The sequence below is a fragment of the Pseudooceanicola atlanticus genome, from assembly GCF_000768315.1.
Classification (GTDB): domain Bacteria; phylum Pseudomonadota; class Alphaproteobacteria; order Rhodobacterales; family Rhodobacteraceae; genus Pseudooceanicola; species Pseudooceanicola atlanticus.
Map to the genome: position 1 here is coordinate 384,379 of NZ_AQQX01000002.1, position 24,337 is coordinate 408,715.

14 protein-coding genes are annotated in these 24,337 nt (G+C 67.0%); 5 read left to right on the plus strand and 9 right to left on the minus strand.

Features of this window, described 5'->3' with window-relative positions:
* Window positions 1-102 precede the first annotated feature (102 nt).
* Window positions 103-564: an SRPBCC domain-containing protein gene (locus ATO9_RS06045; protein WP_043746727.1), complete on the minus strand. Its 462-nt coding sequence runs from the start codon at window positions 562-564 to the stop codon at window positions 103-105.
* A 179-nt stretch (window positions 565-743) separates the two neighbouring features.
* Here ATO9_RS06045 and ATO9_RS06050 point away from each other — a divergent pair, with 179 nt between their 5' ends.
* Window positions 744-1,979, plus strand: coding sequence for a ferredoxin reductase family protein (locus ATO9_RS06050; RefSeq protein ID WP_043746729.1), 1,236 nt, complete (start codon window positions 744-746; stop codon window positions 1,977-1,979).
* Window positions 1,980-2,219: 240 nt separating this feature from the next.
* Here the strand turns inward: ATO9_RS06050 and ATO9_RS06055 are convergent, their stop codons facing one another.
* The 4 genes from ATO9_RS06055 to ATO9_RS06070 all read right to left on the minus strand — a co-directional run bounded on the left by ATO9_RS06055 (window position 2,220) and on the right by ATO9_RS06070 (window position 11,778).
* Window positions 2,220-3,479, minus strand: a complete 1,260-nt coding sequence (locus ATO9_RS06055) for a hypothetical protein (RefSeq protein WP_043746733.1) — start codon at window positions 3,477-3,479, stop codon at window positions 2,220-2,222.
* A gap of 25 nt (window positions 3,480-3,504) precedes the next feature.
* Window positions 3,505-6,048 (minus strand): caspase family protein, encoded by a 2,544-nt coding sequence (locus tag ATO9_RS06060; RefSeq protein ID WP_043746734.1) that lies wholly within the window; start codon window positions 6,046-6,048, stop codon window positions 3,505-3,507.
* A gap of 26 nt (window positions 6,049-6,074) precedes the next feature.
* On the minus strand, window positions 6,075-8,387 hold the full coding sequence (locus ATO9_RS06065; RefSeq protein ID WP_043746738.1) for a caspase family protein: 2,313 nt from the start codon (window positions 8,385-8,387) through the stop codon (window positions 6,075-6,077).
* 67 nt (window positions 8,388-8,454) lie between these two features.
* A complete protein-coding gene (locus tag ATO9_RS06070; protein WP_043746741.1) occupies window positions 8,455-11,778 on the minus strand; it encodes a c-type cytochrome in 3,324 nt (1,107 codons plus the stop codon).
* 241 nt (window positions 11,779-12,019) lie between these two features.
* Here ATO9_RS06070 and ATO9_RS06075 point away from each other — a divergent pair, with 241 nt between their 5' ends.
* Together ATO9_RS06075 and ATO9_RS06080 are read left to right on the plus strand one after the other, a co-directional pair.
* Window positions 12,020-13,819: an autotransporter assembly complex protein TamA gene (locus ATO9_RS06075; RefSeq protein ID WP_043746744.1), complete on the plus strand. Its 1,800-nt coding sequence runs from the start codon at window positions 12,020-12,022 to the stop codon at window positions 13,817-13,819.
* Window positions 13,816-18,009, plus strand: coding sequence for a translocation/assembly module TamB domain-containing protein (locus ATO9_RS06080; protein ID WP_156127802.1), 4,194 nt, complete (start codon window positions 13,816-13,818; stop codon window positions 18,007-18,009). The genes ATO9_RS06075 and ATO9_RS06080 overlap by 4 nt, the downstream gene beginning before the upstream one ends.
* A 30-nt stretch (window positions 18,010-18,039) precedes the next feature.
* On the opposite strand, the gene ATO9_RS06085 is transcribed toward ATO9_RS06080, so the two are convergent.
* The gene (locus tag ATO9_RS06085) at window positions 18,040-18,843 is read right to left on the minus strand and encodes a DUF2189 domain-containing protein (protein WP_043746750.1); all 804 of its coding nucleotides are present in this window, start codon (window positions 18,841-18,843) and stop codon (window positions 18,040-18,042) included.
* Between the two features lie 104 nt (window positions 18,844-18,947).
* On the minus strand, window positions 18,948-20,366 hold the full coding sequence (locus ATO9_RS06090) for an amidase (protein WP_043746754.1): 1,419 nt from the start codon (window positions 20,364-20,366) through the stop codon (window positions 18,948-18,950).
* A gap of 139 nt (window positions 20,367-20,505) precedes the next feature.
* On the opposite strand from ATO9_RS06090, the gene map reads away from it, so the two are divergent.
* Together map and ATO9_RS06100 are read left to right on the plus strand one after the other, a co-directional pair.
* Entirely contained in the window at window positions 20,506-21,252 is a 747-nt protein-coding gene (gene map, locus ATO9_RS06095; protein ID WP_043746757.1) for a type I methionyl aminopeptidase, read from the plus strand.
* Window positions 21,253-21,356: 104 nt separating this feature from the next.
* Complete coding sequence (locus tag ATO9_RS06100; protein ID WP_043746760.1) at window positions 21,357-22,166, plus strand: lytic murein transglycosylase; 810 nt, start codon at window positions 21,357-21,359, stop codon at window positions 22,164-22,166.
* On the opposite strand, the gene ATO9_RS06105 is transcribed toward ATO9_RS06100, so the two are convergent.
* On the minus strand, window positions 22,167-23,054 hold the full coding sequence (locus ATO9_RS06105) for an aldose 1-epimerase family protein (RefSeq protein ID WP_238318672.1): 888 nt from the start codon (window positions 23,052-23,054) through the stop codon (window positions 22,167-22,169). It lies immediately after the preceding gene.
* 152 nt (window positions 23,055-23,206) lie between these two features.
* Window positions 23,207-24,334, minus strand: a complete 1,128-nt coding sequence (prfB, locus tag ATO9_RS06110; RefSeq protein ID WP_043746765.1) for a peptide chain release factor 2 — start codon at window positions 24,332-24,334, stop codon at window positions 23,207-23,209.
* Between the last annotated feature and the right edge of the window lie 3 nt (window positions 24,335-24,337).

Genomic DNA, 24,337 nt, shown 5'->3' on the forward strand with positions numbered 1-24,337 from the left:
GGGGCAGAGCCCCTCAAACATCATGGATGGAATGCGCGTGAAACGCGCGCCTTTGGATCAGGTCTCCGGATCCCGAAGGCGCGCGGGCAAGGAAGGACCGGCTCAGGCGGCGGTCGGCAGGCGCAGGCAGTCGCTTGCGCCGCTGGTGACGGAGCCGCGCTCAAGAAGGCCCTTTAGATCGGAGAGCATATTGGCGGCGGCACGGGTCGCCTCGGCGACCTCTTCGGGGTCCGGGGAGGCCCCGAAACCGCATTGGCAGAAATGCACAACCGTGCCGCCTTCCTCGAACCGGTCGAGGGTCAGCATGATCCGGGTGCCGTTCGACAGCGACAGGCGGATCAGGCAATCGGGGACCAGTTCGTCGCATTCCACGCGCAGCTGCGCGCCCGTCTCGGACATGCGCCAGTAGCAGACGGCACCGGGCTCGAGCGGGGTTTCCCCGGCGCAATCGGGCCAGAACTCGGCCAGCAGGTCCGGATCGGTGAAGGCTTGGAACACTTCGCGACGAGGCCGGCGGATCGGCAGCGATACACGGGCAACGGCGACAGGCTTGGCATGGATCATGAAGGGTCCCTCCCAGGGTCTGCCGGTCAACGCGCGGGGGATGACACGGTTCCGGCCCGTGGTCAAAAACAGATCACCTTCGGGGCCGTTCCGCCGATGGACTTGGCAAGAACCCGCGCATAGGGTCAACTGGTATTCAAACGGGGGACCAACCCCGGACTTTTCGACAGGAGAGACAGATGGCCCTTTTGCTGCGCTGGACGCCGCAGATCATTCTGATCCTTGCCATTGCCGCCCTCGTTCTGGTGGCGAACCCGACCGAAGACCTTCTGACCGTGGGCGCGATCTATGCCGGGCTTCTGGCCTTCGCCTCGATGTCGCTGAACCTGCTGCTGGGCGCCCGCCTGCCGCCGCTGGAGCGGCTTTTCAACGGCATGGACAAGATGTTCCTGCAGCACCGGCAATTCGGCTACCTGGCGCTGGCCGCCGCGGTGGCGCACTGGCTGTCGCCGCCGTCCTTCCCACAATTCCTGGCCGCCTGCGACGATGTCTGCAAGACCGCGATCGAGGCCGGCGAGATCGGATTCAACCTTCTGGCCATTCTCGGCATCGCATCGATCATCCGGCGCCGGTCCTTCCGTGGGTTCCGCATCCCCTATCACTGGTGGAAGCTGACCCATTACCTGCTGCTGGCCGCCTGGGCGCTGGCCTGTTTCCACCTGATGTTCAACCGCAAGATGCCTGCCACCTACCAGGGCCTGGCGGAAACCCTGGGCGTCATCGGCATCCTGTGCCTGATCCTCTACGTTATCGGCTGGGGTCTGCGCATGGCCCGCACCAAGACCTACCTCGTCGAGGAGGTCAGCACCGGCGGCGGCGTGGTCGGTATCCGCGCCCATCCCAAGGGCAAGGGCATCCGCCACCGCGCCGGGCAATTCGCCTTCATCCGCGCCAAGAAACCGGGCCTGCGCGAGGCGCATCCCTTCACCATCTCGGGCGGCGAGGATCGCGACGGCGTGGTGCAGTTCAACATCAAGGGGCTGGGCGATTTCACCAAACGTCTGCATGACGATCTGAAACAGGGCGACGAGCTGATCGTCGAAGGCCCCTATGGCGATTTCAGCTATCCCGACCGCGAGGGCAAGCAGGTCTGGGTGGCCGCCGGCATCGGCATCACCCCGTTCCTGTCCTTCGTGCGCTCCATGCCTGACCAGATCCGCGGCCAGGTCGACATGGTCTACCTGGTGCGCACCCCGGACGAGGCCGTGGGCCTTGCCGAATTCGAAGCCGCCGCGAAACGGGTCGACAATTTCAACTTCACCCTGCACCCGTCCGAGGAAAAGGGCCGCTGGCCCGGCATCCAGGACAGCACGGGCGACCTGAAGGCGGTGCTGTTCTGCGGCCCGCCGGTGCTGCGCGATATCCTGAAGGCAAAATACGGCCGGAAGCTGCGGTTCGAGTATTTCGAGTTCTGATCGGCACATCTGACCGGCACGCCCGGTTGCGCCGTCGGATGCCTCCGGCGGGGATATTTACGGCCAGATGAAAGGGGGGCGTCGGGAGGACCGGCGCCCCCTGTGCCTGTGACCAGTCTGGCAAGGCATGGCTTGGCGCTGCTGCGCAATGGCGCGCCGGTGGAGAGCGCGGACGCCTCCGGCGGGAGTATTTTGGCAAGGTGAAGCGGGGGCGGGGCGCCCCTGCCCCAACCGCTGCGGTCAGTACAGTGGGCGCGCGCCGATATAGTTCATCAGCGCGTCGAGGATCGCCTTCTGGGCCTCGACCCGGCCGTGTTCGACCTCGATATTATAGTAATCCCCCATCTTGTTCAGCAGCGTGTGGAACGAGAAGGAGCAATCGTTCTTCTGCGGTCGGACATGTTCGTAGATCACGTTGATGCCCAGCGGGCTGAAATGCTGCACCAGGCGCTGCGCCTTGGCTTCGCTTTCATAGGGGTTCAAGCCGGCGGTGAGGATCGCGTTGTCCTCGTCCGACAAGCCGCGCTTGGGGTTCGTCGACATGAAGCCGCGCATCGTGGCCGAAGACCGCGCTGCAGAGATATGGCCCGAGCCGCCATTGCCCGCATAGCCGTTGTCGTTCGAATGCATCGTCATCACCGGGAAGCGGCGGTTGAAATGCTTGGAGATCGCCTGGGTGAATTTCGGCGAGGGCTTGGGGCTCATGTCGAGGCAGGGGCCGGTGATGTTCGCCGACTTGCCGAAATTGCGGTTCGGATCCTGACCCTTGAAGCTGCGCTGTTCGCCGGCTTCGACCGCCACCATGGAGCCGCCGTAACGGGACACGGAATAAAGCCCGGCATCGAAGGCCGAATCCTCGTTGTCATGGAGCGCCGCCCAGACCGGCCCGCGCTTGCGGCCCTTGTTGGTGACGATCACCAGGTGCCATTGGCGGCCATGTTCGGTGAACACCTCCTGCGTGATGCAGAGGTCGGGATCGGCGGCGAAGGCCGCCATGTTGCGCGCCACGTCCCGGTCGCGCACGGCGGCGGGATCGGTGCATTTGCCGCCTGCGACCTCGGTCGGGGTGAGAACCAGCCCCTCGGGCCGGGCACGGGGGCGGATATGGGTGGTCAGCGATGCGACCTGGACCTGTTCGTCCTGCGGCGCGGGGGGCGGCGTGATGCCCGCAGGCTCTGCCATCGGCTGGTCAGGGTCGGCGCTGGCGGGTTCGTCGCCGATCGTGTCGGCAAGCGCGGTCGGTTCCGGCACGGGGGCGACCGCCGCGCCGGACGGGCCGCCGAGCGAGGCCGGGCGGCGCGGGAAGAGCGAGGCGCCGGCGCTGTCGCGCGCCTCTGACCCCGGGGCGGCAGGGGCTGGTTCCGGTGTCGCGGCAGTTTCGGCCAGGGGGCGCGCCTTCGGGCGGATCAGGCCGAGATCCTCGGCCATCAGCGCGGCGGGCACCGTCAGGGCGGCCAGCGCAAGAGCCGCGGTCGCGTGGCAGGCAAAGTGGTTCTTCATAGTCGTCCTGTCCTGTACCGGGCGGTTACAGCTGAAGCTTGAAATAGCCGTTTCCGCAATAGCCCGAATACATTCGCGCATTATTAAGCGGACCTTCGATCGAGAAGGCGGTCTTGGAGCTGGGCGAGAGGCCGGAGCGGTCGATCCGGACAAAGCCGTTGCTGTCCACCGAGCCGGAGAAGGTGCGCCCATCGGACCAGAAGCGGATCGTGCCGTTATTGATCTCGGCGGTGAAGTTGTAGCGGCCCAGGCATTCCTTGTTCGGCGACCGGCGCCCGCCATCGGTATAGCCGCGCCAGCCCGACCAGGACCCGTTGAACCGCGCCGCCGGATGCGCCTGCGGCACCGGTGTGGGCGTCGGTGTCGGGGAGCTGTTGGTGGCGCCGTAGGCCGCCAGTTCGGCCTGCACCTCGGTCAGGTATTCCTCGGCATCGGCGCGGCCGGGCGCGGACATGGAGGCGCGGCCCAGATAGGAGGTCAGGCAGCTTTCGCTTTCCTCGAGCCGGCGGCGCGGGGACAGCTGCCGTTCCGCATCGTCGAGACAGCCCAGCAGCGTGTCGTAGGCGGCAGAGGTGCTGCCCAGGCTGGTGCCGCTGGAGCTGACGGTGGACAATTTAGCATCGGCGGGGCCGTAATTCAGGTTCTTGGCCCGTTCGTACCATTGCTGCGCCTTCTTGACGTTCGGCACGCCATGGGCGCCTTCTTCCCAGGCTTCGCCGATCTGGAAGGCGACCTGCCCCTCGTTCCACTTGTTGAAGACGAGATCGTAGAGGTCATCGGGCGGCATCCGGCCCTGCCGGCCTTCGGGGATGGTGCGGGCATGGTCCAGCAGGTCGCGCGGGTTGCGCTCGATCTGGACGATCCGGCGATAGGCATCGGTGGCGAGATGGGCCGAGCCGAGCTCGTCATAGAGCGACGCGATATTGTAGAGGCTCTTGACCATGTCGGGGGCCGAGATGTTCTGCATCTTGGTGGCCCGTTCGTACCAGGTGAGCGCCTGGTTCAGGTCGCGGGTCAGGAAGCCCGCGTCGTCGGCGGAGTAATAGTCACCCAGGCGGATCGCGGCCTTGGGGTAATCCGAGATCGCGGCGGAGGACAGCAATTCGACCGCCTGCTGCCAGTCGCTGTCACGGCCGGTGGCCAGCAGCAACTCGGCCCGCTTGAAGCCCAGCTCGTAATCGGTGGGGCGCGCGTTGGAGGCCGCCTTGCAGCTTTCGGTGGCGCGGGTCAGGTCGTTCTCGGGGATCTGGGTGCCGAAGGTGATGTTGCGATAGACGCTTTCGCAGACGCCGATGTGGTGGGCCAGTTCGGCGGGCGAGAGGACCTTGCACAGCTCTGCCTCTTTCTCCTGTGCCTTGGCGGCGTGGGCGGAGCTGGGGAAGTTGCGCAGGTAGGTTCGGTAGGCGTTGCAGCTGTCGGTGGCGACGGTGCTGTCCCAGTTCACGGTGGCGATACGCGCGTCGATGGCACCGCGCAGGGCAGCGCACTGGAAATAGGTGTCGCGTTCACGGCGCAGCTGCGCCAGGTCGGTGATGCCCGACAGGGTGCCGCGGATGGGGGCGGCTTCGCAGAAGGCCGCCGAGGCCTCGGACGAGGAGGCGGAGATCTGTTGCAGCCCTTCGCGCCCGGTGCAGCGCGGCGCGCCGTTCACCACCACGGTCGACAGGCAGAATTCGTTGTGATCGGAGCGGGAATAATCCAGCTCGTCCTCGAAGACGGGATGCTGGCGGTGGCCGCCTGCCTTTTCGCGGGCCAGCTGCGAGACCTCGGATTGCACGACGGCGTGCAGGTCCGACAGGCGCATCGTCGGGTTTTCGGCCAGCTTCGACACCAGCACGCGGGTATAGACCGACAGGTTGGCATCCTTTTCGCTGTTCAGCGAGGCCAGCGAGGTCTGGCCGGGGCGTGCGGAATAGAACATCGCGGTGCCCTGGATCTTGGCCGGAACGAAGGACGCGGCAGAGCCCACGGATTTGGTGCTGTCATCGCCGCCCAGCGGAGAGTTCCGGCAGGCATCGTAGAAGACGACAACGCCCTTGGGACCGGCGAACTTGATGACCTCGAGCACCTCTTCGTTGAAGTTGAGCGAGCGGTCCTTGAAGATCCGTTCCTTCAGCTCGCGGGCAGAGCCGGGCACGACCGGGTCGAGGTCGACCGGCACGATGTAATTGTTGTTGTCCGACGGGAACGAGATCCCGTGGCCGGAATAATAGATGACGACAGAGCTGTCCGAGGTCAGCTTGCCTGCGAATTCGTAGACCGCGTTCTTGGCCGCCGATTTGCTGGCGTTTTCGACCAGGGTGATGTTGCCGGAGGGATAGCCCATCCCTTCCAGCAGCTTGCGCACGGCCTTGGCGTCGTTTTCGGTCACCGGCAGGTCCGAGATGCCTTCGTGCTCGTATTGCGAGTTGTACATGATGAGCGCGTAATTGTCCTGGCTCAGCTCCCGGGACACGGCGCCGGTCACCGTGACTTCGGAGAAGTTCTTGAACAGGACTTTCTGGGCCATGGCCGGGACGGCCGACAGCGCCAGGAGCATTGCGAGGGCGAGCGTGCGAATTGCGGTCATCTTCTGTCTTCTCCGGGCGGAGGCCGTCAGAACGGCTTCTCGCCCCATTGGTTTGCAAGGTATTGGCCATAGGCCCAGCCGATCGTGCCGGTGGAATGTTCCACCGTGCACCAGCGCATTTTCCAGCCCTTCACCTTCTGGCAGTCGCGGACGCGGATATTGGTGGCGTCCGGGGCCAGTTCGCCGACGATCGGGAAGGTCGTGCCGGGGCCGGAGCGCACGTTGAGCAGGGAATCGCGGGGGTGGTCGACGACGCGGTAGATGCCTGCCAGGGCGCCATCGGGGTTCGATCCGCCACGGCCCAGGTAATTGCCGAAGGCCCAGCCCGAGGTGCAGCCGTACTGGACCCGGCACCAGCCGTTGGACTGGCAGTTGGCCACCGACACGCCGGTGGCGTTGAAGGACATGGCGCCCAGGATACTGGCCGAGGATTGCGGCGCGCTGCGCACGTTCAGCCAGTCGCCGGTGGACACCCCCTGCACCTTCCAGGCGCCGTTGGTCGGCGGGCAGGACGCGTAGCTGCTGCGCAGTGACGAGGACGGGCGCGAGGCGGCGCGCTGCGCGATCGTCTCAAGCTCGGAAATGCGTTCCTGCATAACGCGGCTGTGGCAGAAGGTGTTGCTGCCGCAGGCATCGCGCTTGAACACGCGCCAGTCGCGCTGTTCGCCCGCGGTGACATTGTTTCCGGCCTGTCTGAACGCGACGTTGAGCCGGTCGTCGAGGCGGCCAAGCTCGTAATGGTCGCAGATCGTGCGTTCGGCGAGGTTCAGGCTGGCCGAGCCGCGGCACCAGGACGGCTGGTAGAGCGACTGCATCCGCGCCAGGTGGTTGCGCACGGCAGAGGCATGTTCGCCGTTGGGATAGAGGTTCAGGTAGTTCTCGTAAGGCGCCTGCTGGTCGGACCGCTGGGCGTCTTCGTAAGTCTGCTGGGCGCGGGCGCGTTCGGCATCGACGGCAACGTTTTCCAGTTGCGCGATCCGGGCCTCGGCCAGGGCGCGGAATTTTCCATCGGGGTACTGGGTGATGTAGAGGCGGATCATCTCTGCATCATCCATGTCCTTGACGGAATTCCAGAACGCGGCCTCGGCGGCGGTTTCGCTGGAGGCCTGGGCGGCCTTTTGCAGGCGTTCGATGCGCAGGCGGGCGATCGGGGCGAAGGCGCCGTTGGGATAGAGGTCGAGGTAGCTTTGCACCTCGCGCGCATCCTGGCTGTTCATCACCGATTCCCAGTAGAGCCGTTCGGTATCCGCCTTGCCGCCCGCCACGACACCCGCCGTGCCGAGATTGGTGCCGCTTTCGCTGGCGGCGGCGTTCTGGACCACGGCCCCGCCGGTTTCGGTGCCGCCGACCAGGATCTCGTCCCGGCCGGTGCAACGGGCGACACCGTTCACGGCAACGGTGGCCAGGCAGAATTCGTTATGGTCGGAGCGGGAATAATCCAGCTCGTCCTCGAAGACGGGATGCTGGCGGTGGCCACTGGCCTTTTCGCGGGCCAGCTTGGACACGTCCGATTGCACGACGGCGTGCAGGTCCGACAGGCGCATCGTCGGGTTTTCGGCCAGTTTCGACACCAGAACGCGGGTATAGACCGACAGGTTGGCATCGGCTTCGCTGTCGAGCGAGGCCAGAGAGGTCTGGCCGGGGCGCGCGGAATAGAACATCGCGGTGCCCTGGATCTTGGCCGGCACGAAAGAAGCAACGTCGCCCACAGCCTTGGTGCTGTCGTCGCTGGCGATCGGAGAGTTCCGGCAGGCATCGTAGAAGACGACAACGCCCTTGGGACCGGCCAGCTTGATCGTGCCCAGCACATCCTCGTTGAAGCTGACGGAGCGGTCCTTGAAGATGCGTTCGCGCAGCTGCCGCGCCCCGCCGGGCACCGCCGGGTCGAGGTCCACCGGGACGATGTAATTGTGGCTGTCGCCCTGGAAGGAAATCCCGTGGCCGGAATAGTAGATGACGACGGTGCTGTCCTTGTCGAGCTTCGCGGTGAAGTCGAACACCGCCCGCTTCATCGCCGACTGGCCGGCATTTTCCACCAGCGTGATATTGGCGGAAGGGTAGCCCATCCCTTCGAACAGCCGCTTGACCGCCTTCGCATCGTTGGCCGTCACCGGCAGGTCGGAAATGCCGGGATGGTCATATTCCGAATTGTACATGATGAGCGCGTGGGAATTCGCGCTTGCCGCCGCACTGACCGCGCCGGTGACCTGCACCTCGGAGAAGTTCTTGAACAGGACCTGCGCCGAAGCCGCCCCCGGAAGGACGGCTGGCAGGGCCAGGGCCAGAGACAAGGACAGGGCGAATGGCAGCGCCCGGAACATCTTGCGCAGACGGGTCATGGCGCGGCTCTCCTCATTCGCTCATCCCCTGTCATGTGCACCGGGCCTGTCATATGCTCCGGGCCCCTCACTTGCACTGGCCGTTGGCATCGAGCGCCGACCGGTCCTCGGAGATCGAGAAGCGCACCGTCGAGGTGATCGGCGCCTGCGGATCGGTGGCGACCTGGGTCGGGTTCTGGTTCTGCTGGAACGTCTCTTCGGTGACGGTGGACACCACTTCGGAGAAGTTCTTGGTCTGGCCCCGGCTGGATTGGTATTCCTCCAGCGTCTTCAGCAGATCGCGGCCCAGCTGGTCATAGCTGGTCAGGCCCGGATAGCAGTTGATCGCGATATCCACGCCCGAGGTCGGGGTGTGCGACTGCAATTCGCGGCCCGGCTGCGGGATCTGGCGGACTTCGCCCGGTTGCAGGATCGGGTTGCCGATCGCGGCCGGCGACAGGCGGAAGAACGTGCCGGCGCGGGTGTCGGGATAGATCACGTCAAGCAGGCAGGCCCGGTCGGTGGACACGGTGAACCGCGCGCCTTCGCAGACCTTGAGGTCGGATTTCTCGACCCGGACGGTCAGGCCGTGGCGTTGCGGCTGGGTCGCGCCCGGTGTCACCTCGACCGTGCGCTGCTGCGGGACGTGAACCGGGGCCGAGACGGGGGCCGGCACATGGCTGGCAACCGGGGCGCTGGCCGCGACATGGGTCGGCTGGTAGCTGACCTGCTGCACGTGCTGACCGGCGGTGGTGTGGTCGCGCGGCGTCGTCAGGTAGAGCGCGGCCGCCACGATCTGGTAGCTTTCCTCGACCTCGTAACGTTCCACCAGCCCACGGCCGTCGATATCGGCGAACCAGGAATAGAGCCGGTCCTTGGCCGCCGAGAAGGGCAGCGTGCGGGCGCGGTCCTGCAATTCCTCGTAGGTCAGGCCGAATTCGGCCGCCAGCAGGTCCTTGTCGAGCTCGTCGAAATACTTGGCGACGGTGTTGGTGACCGGTTCGTGGTGATAGCGGCCGGGGCCTTCCATCACGGTATAGTCACCGCCCGCCGCGGCCAGCGCGTCGAGATAACGGTTGGTGTCTTCGGCATAGGCCTTTTGCAGGTCTTCGTCATCGGCATAGATCTCGCGCACCTTTTCCAGGGTCACGCGGTCGGTGCCGGTGGATTCGACCGATTCCTTGATCTGGTCATAGCCTTCGATGGGGCCGTTCAGGTGACAGGTCATGCAGGCCGACCCGTTGGAAATCGTGGCGCCGGAGACCGGGCTTTCGCCCTTGAAGAACACCACGGAGGTTGGGCCATCGGGGATGAAATTGCCCGGACCGTCCGTCAGGTAATACCCCTGCATGCCGTTGGGCAGGGAGAAGATCATCTCTCCGCCATCGCCTTCGAAGACCTGCTGATGCGCGGGGAAGGCCTCTTCGGGGCCCAGCGGGCTTTGCTTGAGGCGCTTGGAGGCGTCGATGGCGCGGTCGAAATCGTAGGAGATCCAGTAGTAGCCACCGGTCGGTTGCACCATGCGTTCGATCAGGCGGTTGTTCTGCGACACGCCGGAGCCACCTTCGAGGAACCCGGCGCGCATCACGTCGCCATCCTGGATTTCCTTGATCCGATCGACCCGCATCAGGTGACGTTCGAAATCGTGCAGGTTGTCGGGCAGGTTCAGCATGAACTTGTAGTAGAACGGTTCCCCGGCCACGGCGACGAACCAGTCGCCGCGCATGATCGGCACGGTGGTGCCGGTGATCCGCGCGATCTGGGTCAGGTTCTCGTTCCGCTCGGCGCCGAAGGGATCAAGGCCGTAGGGATAGGGCAGCGCCTCGTCCTCGCCCGGGATCTCGCCCGAGATCAGCGCCTCCCACTGGCGGGGGGTCCAGCCGTAATCGCGGATGTCGATGGCGTAGATGCCCATGCCGTCCGAAATCGGTTCGACCTGCTTGATCCGCGGCTCCCACGACATGGAGTTCACCAGCTTGTTCAGACCGGCAAGGTAGCCCGCCATGTGCTGTTCGAAGAAATCGTCCATCGACTGGCAGGGCAGCAGGCCGTTCTGCAGGTGGCGGAAGCTGAAGTAGCGCATGAAGGGCCGCTTGCTGTCGTCCTGCTGCACCAGGTGTTCCTGCACGGCGCGGTACTGGTCGTCGAAGGCCATGTGCATGCGGCTGTCGTCGCGCGGCGGCTCCTTCTTCTCGGCGGTCAGGAATTCCTTGTCGACGGCGAGGCCGGCAATCCAGTCCTCGACCAGCTTCTTGTCGGCGTCGGAGGCCGAGTTGCCCGGCGGCATCGTGTTCAGCGACCGGTAAAGCGCGGAGGTCGACGGATCGCCCGGCGTCACCAGAGAGGTGTCGGACGCCACGCGCGAGGCGGAGGCCAGCACGGCCTTGGACGCGGCAGAGGCGCCGCGGACGTGGCAGGATTTGCACTGGGCCGAGAAGAAGCTGTCGACCGCTGCCGTCAGCTCGGGCGCGGGTTCGGAAACGGGCGAGCGGGGCGCCTCGCAGGACATTTCGACCACCGGCTTGGGCAGTTCCTTGAGGTCGGCCAGGTATTGGTAAACAGCGGTCTGGTCGCTTTCGGGCGCCTGGGCCAGCTGGGCCGAGACACGCTGCATCGTACCCTTGACCGGGGTCGACCCGTCAAGGCCCGTGCCCGCCGCCAGCATGTCGGTGAACCCGTCGGGACCGAGGCCCGACACGGCGGATTTGGAGATATCGCCGGCCACCTCGCCCAGCGGGCTGATACCGCCCTTGTGGGTCTGGCTGTCCTCGAGGATGAAGGCCGAATTGCGGGGTGTGTGGCAGGCGCCACAGGCCGCGACGCTTTCCGTCAGATACTTGCCCCAGGCGATCGGGTCGTTTTCGTTGTCGCCCGCACCGTCATAGGCGGCCGGTTCGAAGCTGAAGCGCCAGGGGTTCTTGCCGAAGATGCGCCGGGTCAGCAGCATGGAATGCTTTTCCGAGGCGCGGTCGGATTTCGGCGCGCTCTGCTTGATGTATTCGAACAGGTCGACGACGTGTTCGGGCTTCATCTTGGCGTAGAATTCGTAGGGAAACAGAGGGGTATAGCTGCCGCCATCGGGCGAGGTGCCGTGCAGCATCGCGTTCAGGAAATCGCCGCGCGACCAGTCACCGATCCCGGCCGAGGACCCGGTGATGTTGGGCACACGAACGATGCCGAAGGTGGGGCTGTCGATCTCCATCCCGCCGCCGAGCAGCGGGGCCGAGGCATCGAGCGCCGTTCCCTTCTCCTGATGGCAGGACGCGCATGAACCGACATGAAACAGCCGCTCGCCACGGGCGAGGTTCGGCGAATAGCTGGTGAAGCTGCTGTCGTCGAAGGCCTGGGCGATCGCCGGGCCCCCGGCAACAAAGGAAAACGCGGCAGCAGCAGCAAAGAGCAAATGTTTCATGGTCAATCCACAGTATGTAACGACTCGAACAATAGAAAAAATACATGCAGCAAGCAAAACACTTTAGGCGGGATTTCCTTACCTGGGGACAGGTGACACAAATTGTCATGTTGGCGGGGGCCGCCGCCGATCACGGCAAATTGCTGCGACTTCGGCGCCGGGACGGCGAATCCGCTGGAACTCACCCCTTGGTGTATTACCCTTGTCATCAGCGAACACTTTTTCCGGGACTTTCTGGCCAATGCCTTTTTCCTTCCGCGCTGCGCTGCACGGACCCACACTGGCCGGTATCCTCGCTCTCAGCCTCGGTTTGACGCCCACATGGGCGGCCGAGGTGGTCGTGCGGGTGCCGGGTGCCGAGGATCTGGCGGACGGGGTGCGCGGCGCGTCCCTGTCCCAGACCGCCGTCGACGAGGGACGTACTGCCCCGCAAGACCTGATCGCTGCCGCCCGTGCCGATTACCGGCGCGTTCTGGCCGCGCTGTATGAACAGGGCTATTTCGACGCCGAGGTGAATATCCGTGTCGACGGGCGCGAGGCGGCCAACCTGTCCGCGCTGAACGCCCCCACGCAGGTCGGCCAGATCGAGATCGCGGTGATCCCCGGCCCCCGATTCGCCTTTGGCCGGGCCGAGGTGACCCCCCTGCCCCAGGGCGTACGCCCGATCGAAGGATTTGCCACCGGCGCGCCGGCGGGCACAGCGATCATGCGCGACGCGGCCAATGGCGGCGTGAATGCCTGGCGCAATGTCGGCCATGCCAAGGCCGAGGTCGCCAGCCAGGATATCGTCGCCGATCACGCGGCCAACACCGTGTCGGCCCGGTTCGGGATCGCCCCCGGCCCGCGCCTGACCTTCGGCCGCGCCCGCGTATCGCCCGACAGTGCCGACAGCGCCGTGCGCCCCGACCGGATCCGCGCCATCGCGGGCGTGCCCGAGGGCCGTACATATTCGCCCGAGGAAATCACCCGGGCCGAGCGCCGCCTGCGCCGCACCGGGGCCTTCCGCGCCGCCAACATCACCGAGGACGAGGCAATCGGGCCCGGGAACACCCTGGGCACCGAGATCTCGGTCGAGGATGCCAAGCCGCGCCGCTTTGGCGTGGGGGCCGAGATTTCCACGGTCGAGGGGCTGCGCCTGTCCGGGTTCTGGCTGCATCGCAACGCCTTTGGCGGAGCCGAACGGCTGCGCTTTGACGCGGAGGTCGCCGGGATCGGGGGCCAGACCGGCGGCATCGACTACAGCCTTGGCGCGACCCTGACGCGGCCCGCCTTCCGCCACCCCGATGCGCAGCTGAGCTATGGTGTCCTGCTGGAACGCGAGGACGAACCGACCTACCTGAGCGATCGGTTCCACATCTTCGCCGGCGTCGAGCGGATCCTCGACGACAAGACCACCGTGACCGGGGAAATCGGGTTCCGCGCCGCGCGCACCAAGGACCCGTTCGGCACCCGCAATTTCCGCCATGTCCTGCTGAATGCCGGCGGGGTCTGGGACAATCGCGACAGCACGACGAACCCGACCACGGGCGCCTATGTCGAGATCGACCTGATGCCCTTCATCGGGGTCAGCGGATCGGCCAGCGGCGTGCGGGCCACCACCGATGTGCGGGGCTACCTGCCGCTGGGCGACAGTGTCGTTCTGGCCGGGCGGACGCAGCTGGGATCGCTGATGGGTGCCTCCATCGCGTCGACCCCGCCGGATTTCCTGTTCTTCTCGGGCGGTGGCGGCACGGTGCGCGGCCAGGGCTACCAATCGCTGGGCGTGGGCACCGGACCGGGCCGCACCGGCGGGCGCAGCTTTGCCGCGCTGTCGGCTGAACTGCGCACGGATATCACGGACAAGATCGGAGCCGTCGCCTTTGTCGATTACGGCTACGTCGCCGCCAGCAGCACCTTTGACGGTGGGCAATGGCATGGCGGTGCCGGGCTGGGCATCCGTTACCAGACCGGGCTGGGCCCGATCCGCGCCGACATCGCGATGCCGGTGACGGGGGGTGGCAACTCGGTGAACCTTTATGTCGGAATTGGACAATCGTTTTGACCGGACTGCCCCGCATGCTGGCCCGCCTTCTTTCCCGATTTCTGCTGTGCCTGACCCTGGTCGCCCTGCCCGTCACCGCCTGGTCGCAGGATGACGATGGCGAGGGCTACCTGACCCGCCTGTTGCAGGACACCCTGTCCCAGGCCGGGCGATCGGTCGACATCACCGGCTTCCGCGGCGCGCTGTCGTCGCGGGCGACGCTGGACAGCCTGACCATCGCCGATGACGAGGGCGTCTGGCTGGAGATGACCGGCGCGGTGCTGGAATGGAACCGCTCTGCCCTGTTGCGCGGGCGGCTGGACGTGACGGAATTGTCGGCGGAAACGCTGGTGATCTCGCGCCTGCCGGCGGGCGATGACAGCGCCGATACCGAAGCGTCTGGCTTTGCCATCCCGGACCTGCCCGTGTCGATCGACGTGGAGCGTCTGGCCATCGGGCGGCTGGTCCTGGCGGAACCGGTGATCGGCGAGGCGGCGGAGTTCACCTTCGACGGCGCCGTGGCGCTGGATGACAGCCTGAACGCCGCACTGTCGCTGAACCGGCTGGACCGCGCGGGCCAGATCGGGGTCAACGTCGCGCTGGCCCCCGAGGCGAACACGCTGACGCTGGATATCACCGCCGAAGAACCCGAGAACGGCATCGCCGCGACCCTGCTGGATCTGCCCGGCCGCCCGGCGCTGAATCTGTCGGTCAAGGGCGACGGCCCGCTGGACGATTTCACCGCCGATGTGCTGCTGGCCTCTGACGGGGTGGAGCGACTGGCCGGCCAGGTCACCCTACGTGGCCAGAGCGACGGGGCGCAGGCCTTTGCCGCCGATATCGGGGGCGACCTGACGGCGCTGCTGCTGCCGCAGGCCCGCGACTTCCTGGGGGATGACGTGCAGCTGGTGGTCGAGGGCGAAAGCGGCGCTGACGGATCGCTGACCCTGGACGCGCTGTCGGTGCGCGCGGCGGCGGTGCGGCTGAACGGGTCGCTGGCGCTTGGTCCCGATGGCCGGCCCGACCGCTTCGACCTGAGCGGCGATATCGCCGATCCCGAGGGCGAGCCGGTCACCCTGCCCTTCGGCGACGCGATCCGCCTGCAGGAGGCCACGATCAGCGCCCGGTTCGACGCCGCCGAAAGCGATGGCGTATCGGCCGAGGTCCTGATGACCGGTTTCGCGCAGCCCGGCCTTGCGCTGGAACGTGCGCGCCTTGGCATCAGCGGCGATATCGTGACCGAGGGCACGCCGTCCGTCGATATTCGCCTGCAATCGGATCTGGGCGGCCTGACGGTCGACGATCCGGGCCTGCAGGAGGCGCTCGGCACCGAGGTGACGGCCAGCGCCCAAGTCGATTGGATCAGCGGCGGAGAGGTCAATCTGCGCGACCTGAACCTTGAGGGCAGCAATTACAACGCGCAGATGGATGCGACCCTGACCCCGGGTGGCGGCACCTCGATCCTGACGGCGGCCGGGCGCGCGGCCTTCGAGGATCTGTCGCGGCTGGCGCAGCTGTCGGGGCTGGACCTGTCGGGCAGCGCCGATCTGGGCTTCGACGTGTCGATGGACCTGCTGGGCGGGTCTTTTGCCGTCAGCGCAGAGGGCGGCACCACCGACCTCGCCCTCGGGATCGAGGCGCTGGACCCGGTGCTGGGCGGCGATGCGCGGCTGGCCGTGGCGGCAAGCCGGGGGCCCAACGGCATCACGCTGGACCAGTTCGACCTGACCAATGGCCAGATCGGGCTGGAGGCAAGCGGCGCGGTCTCGGATACCGGCGGACGGTTCGATTATGCCGCGCGGCTGGCCAATTCCGGCGCCTTCACCGGCACCAGCGGCGGGCCGCTGGCGCTGGAAGGCGTGGTGCTGATCCAGGACGACGAAACCCAGGTCACGCTGGATGGCGGCGGGTCCGACCTGCGCGTGGGCATCGAGCAGGTGGACCGGCTGCTGGCCGGGGAGACAACCCTGTCGGCCGAGCTGAACCTGGGCCAGCGGATGGAACTGACCCGCGCCGAGATCGCCACGGATGCCTTCAGCGCGCAGGCCAGCGGCGACCTGACCGCCGGGCAGCGCGACGTGGCCCTGCGGCTGCGCCTGCCCGATAGCGGCGTCGTTCTCGACGGCGGCGGCGGTCCGCTGGACGCGGTGATCAACGCCGTGCAGGACGGTGAGGCCTACCTGCTGGACCTGACCGCGACGGGGCAGAATATCGGCACCGGGATCGACCAGGTCGACGCCCTGCTGGCCGGTCAGACCGACGTGACCGCCAAGGCCCGGCTGCTGGGGTCCGACCTGTTCCTGGAAAGCGCCGATATCAGCAACGCCGCGCTGCGCGCGCAGGCGGACGGCCTGATCTCGGCCGCGCTGATCGAGCTGGATTTCAACGCCCGGCTGAACCGTCTGCGCGATGTGGTGGCCCAGGCCCCCGCGCAGCCCTTGACCGCCACCGGCATGGTGCGCCGCAGTGACGGTGCGCTGACGCTGGATGTCGATATCGAAGGCGCCGGGATCACCGCCAGCGCCGAGGGCGTGGTGGCCGATGGACGAACCGATGTTGGCTTTGACGCGCGTGTCGCCGATCTGCGCAGCTATGTGCCGCAGGCGCCCGCGGGTCCGGTCACCGCGACCGGCAGCCTGCAACAGGCGGGTGGCGCGCTGTCGCTGGACGTGGACGTTTTGGGCTCCGGCCTGTCGGCGCAGGCCGATGGCACCGTGGCGGGCGGGCGCACCGACGTGACCTTCAACGCGCGCGTCGCCGACCTCAGCCGCTTTGTCCCGCAGGCCCCGGCCGGCACGCTTTCGGCCCGCGGCACGGTGCGGCAGGAAAACGGGCAACTGGCGCTGAACATCGACGCCGACGGCGCGGGCGGCACGGCGGCGCAAGTGTCGGGCCGCGTAGGCCTGCCGGGCGGCGCGGTCGATCTGGACATCACCGGGACCGCACCGCTGGCGCTGGCCAACCCCTATATCGCGCCGCAGGCCGTGACCGGGCAGGCCAGCTTTGATCTGTCGATGAACGGCCAGCCGGGGCCCGAGGCGCTGTCGGGCCGCGTGACCCTGTCGGGCGCCCGCGCCACCGCACCGGAGCTTGGCCTGGCGATCGACAACCTGGGCGGCGGGGTCGTCCTGTCCTCCGGCCGGGCCAACGTGGAAATCGGCGGCACGGTCAATGGCGGCCAGGTGGGCGTGCGCGGCTCTGTCGGGCTGTCGGGCAATTTCCCCGCCGACCTCGTGGTCAACCTGAACAACGTCCCGGTCGAGAAGCCGGGGCTGGTGACGACCCGCGCCAATGGCCAGATCACCGTCAGCGGCGGGCTGACCGCCGGCGGCACGGTCGCGGGCCGGATCGGCCTGCGCGACACCGAACTGCGCATCCCCGCCGGCGGCTTTGGTGGCGTGACCGAGATCCCCGAAATGCGGCACATCAACGAAAGCGCCGGGTCCCGGGCGACGCGCGCCAAAGCCGGGCTGATCGGCGATGGCAATGGCGCAGGCGGCAGCGGCGGGTCATCGGGGCTGAACCTGAACCTCGCCGTGCAGGCCGAAACCCCGATCTTCCTGCGCGGCCGTGGCATCGACGCGGAATTGCAGGGCGGGCTGATCCTTGAAGGCACCACCAACGACATCCGTCCCGTTGGCCAGTTCGACCTGGCGCGCGGCCGGATCGACATACTGACCAAGCGGCTGGACCTGACCGAGGGCCGGATCCGGCTGGCAGGCGCCTTTGACCCGATCATCCGGCTGGTGGCCGAAAGCCAGTCGGGCGAATACGTGATCCAGATCGTGCTGGAAGGGGCTGCGGCCCAGCCCGAGGTGGTGTTCACCTCGCGCCCCGAATTGCCCGAGGACGAGGTGCTGTCGCAGCTCTTCTTCGAGCGCGACATCGCCTCTCTGTCGCCGTTCCAGGCGGCGCGGCTGGCGCTGGCGGTGGCCGAACTGACCGGACGCGGCAATGGCGGCGTGGTCGGGTCGCTTCGCGAAGGCGCGGGACTGGACGACCTGGATGTGAGCCAGACCGCGGAGGGCGAGACCTCGCTGAGCGCGGGCAAGTACATCTCGGACAATGTCTATACGGAGGTCGAGGCGACGAGTTCGGGCAAGACCAGCCTGTCGATCAACCTCGACGTGACGGACAGCCTGACCGCGAAGGGCAAGGTCGGGTCGGACGGGGACAGCAGCCTCGGGATCTTCTTCGAGAAGGATTATTGAGGGGCGGCGCTTGTCAGCCCTTCAGCCCGGTCACGCGGGCATTGCCGCGCCCTCGGCCGGCCCGTTCCCATAGGCCACCTGATCGTAAAGATGCCAGGTCGCATGGCCCAGCAGCGGCAGCGTCAGGAAGAGGCCCAGGAACCCCGGCAGCATCGCCACGAAGGTCATGAGCGCGATGAAGCCTGCCCAGGCCAGCATCGGCACCGGGCTGTCCGTGACCGTCTGGAACGACGTGATCATCGCGGTAACAAAATCGATCTCGCGATCCAGCAGCAGCGGCAGGGCCATCACCGTGATCATGTAGAGCAGCAGCGCGAAGCCCGCCCCGACCACGCTGCCCACGCCCAGCATGGTCAGGCCGTTCGCGGTCAGGAACACCTCGTAGGAGGTCGAGACATTGGTCATCGTCGACAACCCCATGAACAGCGCAAAGATCATGTGGGCGATGAAGAACCAGAACAGGAACAGGAAGATCACGATGGCGCAGATCGACGGCAACTGGCGTCGGGACTGGCGCGCGATGACGGTCAGGATCTCCTTCGCGTTGAGCGGTCGGCCCTGTTCGATCCTGCGCGACACATCATATAGCCCGACCGCCGCGAAGGGGCCGATCAGCGGAAAGGACACTGCTGCGAAGATCAGCCAGTAGCTCTGCCCCGTGGCGAGCGTGATCCAGGCAAGGATCCAGCCGATCAGCACGTAGGTGAAGGCAAAGAACAGCCCCCAGAGCGGCGCGCGGCGCATGTCGCGGCCGGCGCGGCGCAGGGCCTCGCCCAGCATGGCAAAGGTGACGGGCCGCATCTGCGGCAGGCCGGGTTTGGGCGTATCGGGCATTCGGGTCTCCTCCTGTCAGGAAGAAGAGCCGCAAAAGCCCGCGCCGATCAAGTTTATCCCCGGCACATCTTTTGGTGCCGTTGCTGTTGCCGTCGTTGCGGCCGTCAGGACGTCCCGCGCAGGGCGGGGGCACGGGAGGGCCAGTCGGTCGCGTGATGCCAGCCCTGGGCCAGTTGCAGCACGCCCAGATCGCCATGCAGCGGCCCGGTGATCTGCACCCCCATGGGCAGCCCATCAGGTCCCAGCCCCGCCGGCACCCCGGCCGAGGGCAGACCGATCAACGAGGCGGGGATCACGCATTCCATCCAGCGGTGATAGGTATCCATCTGCTGCCCGGCGATCTGCGTCGGATGCGCCTGGTCCACCGGGAAGGGCCAGCATTGCGCCGTGGGGCTGAGCACTGCATCCACCTTGCCGAACATGGCGACGCTGGCCTGGAACCAGCGCGACCGGATCGTGCTGGCGCGCTGGATCTCCGGCGCGGTGAAGGCGCGGCCGCGCTCGACCTCCCAAATCGCGTCGTCACGCAGCAATGCGCGCTTTGCCGGATCGTCGTAGAGCGGCCCGACCCGTGCGGCCACGGCGAAGGAGCGCAGGGTGATCCACGCCTCCCACAGCTCTTCCGCCGGGAAAGGCGGATCGAGGGGGATGACCTCGCACCCCATGTCCTCGAAGCCGCGCAGCGCGGTTTCGCAATGAGCGATCACGCCGTCCTCCATCGGCCAGGCACCGCCCCAATCGCCCAGCCAGCCCAGCTTGCGCCCCGTCAGGTCGGTCTCGAGGCTGCCGGCCAGAGCGGGGGCCGGGGTCGAGAGCGGCAGGCGCGGATCGGGGCCGGACAGGATGTCCAGCAGATGTGCCAGATCGGACGGGCTGCGCCCCATCGGGCCCGAGGTCGACAGCGGATGCAGGTAGACATCGCCCGCCGGTTCGCCCGGCACGCGGCCCCAGGACGGACGGAAGCCGTAGACATTGTTCCACCCCGCCGGGTTGCGCAACGATCCCATCATGTCCGACCCGTCGCAGACCCATTGCATCCCCGCAGCCAGCGCCGCCGCCGCCCCGCCCGAGGACCCGCCGGCACTGCGCGTCGCGTCATAGGGGTTGCGCGTCGGGCCATGGACCGGGTTCACCGTGTGACTGCCCAGCCCGAATTCCGGCGTGTTGGTCTTGCCGATGAAGATCGCGCCCGCCGCCCGCATCCGGCTGACGAACAGGTCGTCCTGGCGCGGCACGAAGCCCGCAACGGCCGGGGACCCCATCGAAGTCGGCAGCCCCGCCGCATTCGCCAGGTCTTTGACCGTCACCGGGATCCCGTGAAGCCAGCCCTTGCGGGGCGCGGCATCGGCGGCGCGGGCCTCGGCCATCAGGTCATCCGCGTCGCGCAGGGCGACGATGGCATTGACCTGGCCGTTGACCTCTTCGATCCGGTCGAGGCAGGCGCGCATCGCCTCCTCCGCCGTGGTGGTGCCGCTGGCGATCTGAGCGCTCAGCGTGGTGGCGTCGATATCGATGAGGGTCATGGGCGTCTCCTTTGCGCGGGCACCATAAACCGGCCCCGCGCCGGGCGCATCGGCCAATCTTGGCCCGACATGTCGGGCCGGGGGCGACAACCGCGCCCGCAACGATTAGACAGGTCCGATCATCACGAAGGGGCAGACGATGACGATCACGCAACAGGACCAGCTGGACGGGCTGAAGGATATCGGGCGCATCGTGGCCAACACGATGCGGGCCATGGCCCGCGCGATGGAGCCCGGCATGACCACGGCAGAGCTGGACCGGATCGGCGCCGACCACCTGGCCGCCGCCGGTGCGCTGTCAGCCCCGCAGGCCACCTATGATTTCCCCGGTGCGACTTGCATCAGCGTGAACGAGGAAATCGCCCACGGCATCCCCGGCGACCGCATCCTGGCCGAGGGCGACATGGTCAATATCGACGTCTCGGCCTCCAAGAACGGGTATTTCGCCGATACCGGTGCGACCTACCGCCTTGGCCGCCTGCGCCCCTCGCAGGAAAAGCTGCGCCGCGACGGCAAGCGCGCGATGGAGATCGGGATCGCCCGGGTCGGTGCCGGCAAGCCGCTGGCCGGGATCGGCCAGGCCATCGGCCGCTTTGCCGAGGCGCGGGGCTATACGCTGATCCGCAACCTGGCCAGCCACGGTGTCGGGCACAGCCTGCACGAATACCCCGAGGAGATCCCCACATGGCCCTCGCAGGACAAGCGCCGCATCGACAAGGGGCTGGTCCTGACCGTGGAGCCGTTCCTGTCCCGCGGCGGGCTCTGGGCGGAAGAAGGCGATGACGGCTGGACGCTCTACAGCGACCCGGCGGCCCCGGTCGTGCAGTTCGAACACACGGTCGTGGCCACCGATCGCGGCGCCATCGTGGTGACCCTGCCCGGCTGACAGCGCGGAATCGCGCCGCCCGCGCGGCATGGGTCCAATAAAGTGGCCTGATCGCCCGGGATGAACTAGGTTTGCACCAGCCTGTTCCTGTCGGAGACCCCGCAATGTTGCGTCTGATCCGGGCCAGCCTTCTGGCCCTCGCCCTGCCCCTTCCTGTCCTGAGCCTTCCCGCCCTGGCCGCGCCCTGCGGCAACACCTCTTCGGGGTTCGAAGCCTGGAAATCCGCCTTTGCCGCCGAGGCGCAGCGCGCCGGTGTCGGCCAGCGTGGCCTGCAGGCCCTGGCCGGGGTGCGCTATTCCAACGGCACCATCGCGGCGGACCGGCGCCAGACCGGCGTGCGCTATTCGCTGCCCGATTTCATGCGCATCCGCGGCGTCGATGCCATCGTCCGGATCGGCCGGCAGAAAAAGGCGGCGAACCCGCAATTCTACGCCTCTCTCGAACGCATCTACGGCGTGCCGTCGGGCATCCTGCTGGCGATCCACGGGATGGAAAGCGGCTTTGGCTCGACCTTCGGGAAATACCATGTGCTCAGCTCCAACGCGACGGTGGCCTATGATTGCCGCCGGTCGGATTTCTTCTCGGGCCACCTGATCGCGGCGCTCAAGCTGGTGGATCGCGGCTGGCTGGATCCCGGCGCGATCGGGGCCGCCCATGGCGAGATCGGACACACGCAATTCCTGGCCGGCAACGTGCTGGAATACGGCCGCGACGGCGATGGTGACGGGCGGGTGAACCTCTACGGTCTGTCCGATGCCATGGCCTCCACCGCGAATTTCCTGCGCCAGAAGGGGTGGCGCCCCGGCCAACCCTATGCCGAGGGGACGCGCAATTTCCGGGTGCTGAACGACTGGAACGCCGCGACCGTCTACCAGCAGGCCATCGCCATCGCGGCAGCCCGTATCGACGGCTGATCAGGCAATGGTGACCGAATAGCCGAACCGGGCGCTGTCGCCGGGGGCCAGGGTGACGGTGCCGGGCCGCGCCTCGATCTCGGGCCCCGCGCCCTGCCGCGCGGCCATGCCGTGCCAGGGCTCGATGCAGATGAACGGCGCGCCGGGCTTCTGCCAGATACCCAGGAACGGTGCGTTGTCGAAGGCAAAGCGCAGCGCCGGCCCGGTCTCGGCCCGGTAGGTCAGCCCCGCGCCTGCCCCTTCCGGAAAGATCATCGCATCCGCCTCGAACAGCGCCGGATCAAGCCACAGCTGCCCAAGCCGGAAGGGCGAGGGCATCCGCGCCTCCTGCAACAAACCATCTCTCAGCCGCGCCAGCGCCGGCTCGCCCCCATTGTCGAGGATCAGCCGATGCGCCCCCCCGGCCCCCGGCAGGGGCCAGCGAAAGGCCGGATGGAACCCAAAGCCGAAGGGCAGATCCAGATCGCCGGTATTGGCCACCTGCGCGCTGACATGCAGCGTTGCCTCCGTCACTTCATGGGTCACGGTCAGGGCGAAGGCACGGGGGTAGACGGCCCGCGTCTCCGCGCTGTCGGTCAGGCGATGCACGACCCGCTGCGCGGTCGCCTCCACCAGGTCAAAGACCGCGCGGCGGGCGAAACCATGCTGCTTCATCTCGGCCTGCGCGCCGCCGACGCTGATCACGTCCTCCGGCGCGCGTCCGACGATGGGAAAGAGGATCGGCGCCCGGCCCGACCACCACGCCTCCTGCCCGTCCCACAGGAATTCGCGCCCGTCAGCGTCGGTCAGGCTCTGCATCTCGGCCCCCAGATCGGCCACGCGGACGCGCAGCGCGGCGCTGGCGATCTCGGTCATCCCTGGCGGGGTGGCATCTGGCAGGTCGGTCATCGCGGGTCTCTCCGGTTCACCCGGTCAATCTGACACGCGACGGCCGGGGCCAAAAGACCCCTCCCCTGCTTCATCTTGCCAAAAATACTCACGACGCAACGCCACCGCCCGCGCAACACCGCAGACGTGGGCGCAGGCAGAATGCGGCGGGATCAATCCTCCGCCGTCGCCTCCGCCCGGGTCTTGCCGGACACGTTCATGGCCAGCGTTGCCGCCATCAGCCCGTCCAGGTCACCGTCCAGCACGCCCTGCGTGTCCGAGGTCTCGTAGGCCGTGCGCAGGTCCTTCACCATCTGGTAGGGCTGCAGCACGTAGGACCGGATCTGGTTGCCCCAGCCCGCATCGCCCTTGTTCTCGTGCGCCTCGTTGATCGCCGCGTTCCGGCGATCCAGCTCCATCTGGTAGAGCCGCGATTTCAGCGCCTTCATGGCGATGTCGCGGTTCTGGTGCTGCGACTTCTCGGACGAGGTCACGACGATGCCGGTGGGATGGTGGGTGATCCGCACGGCCGAGTCGGTCGTATTCACGTGCTGACCGCCCGCCCCCGAGGACCGGTAGGTGTCGATGCGGATATCGGCGGGGTTCACCTCGATCTCGATATTGTCGTCGACCACAGGGTAGACCCAGACCGAGCTGAACGAGGTATGGCGCCGGGCCGAACTGTCATAGGGGCTGATCCGCACCAGGCGATGCACGCCCGATTCCGATTTCAGCCAGCCATAGGCATTGTGCCCGGAAATCTTGTAGGTGGCGGACTTGATCCCCGCCTCTTCGCCCGCGCTTTCGGACTGAAGCTCGACCTTGTAGCCCTTCTTTTCGGCCCAGCGGACATACATCCGCGCCAGCATCGAGGCCCAGTCGCAGCTTTCCGTGCCGCCGGCGCCGGAATTGATCTCGAGGAAGGTATCGTTGCTGTCGGCCTCGCCGTTCAGAAGCGCCTCCAGCTCCTTCTCGGCGGCGCGCGCCTTGAGCGTCTTCAGCGCGGCCTCGGCCTCGGACACGACCTCCGCGTCGTCCTCCATCTCGCCCAGTTCGATCAGCTCGACATTGTCCGACAGCTCCTGCTGGATGCCGTCATGGGTGTCGATCGCATCGACCAGGGCCTGGCGATCGCGCATCAGCGCCTGCGCCTTTTCCGGATCGTCCCAGAGGTTCGGGTCCTCGACCCGCGCGTTGAATTCCTCCAGCCGGTGCTTCGCGGTCTCCCAGTCCATCCGCTGGCGCAACAATTCCAGCGAATTCTCGATGTCAGAGACAATGTTCTGGGTCTCGGCGCGCATGGT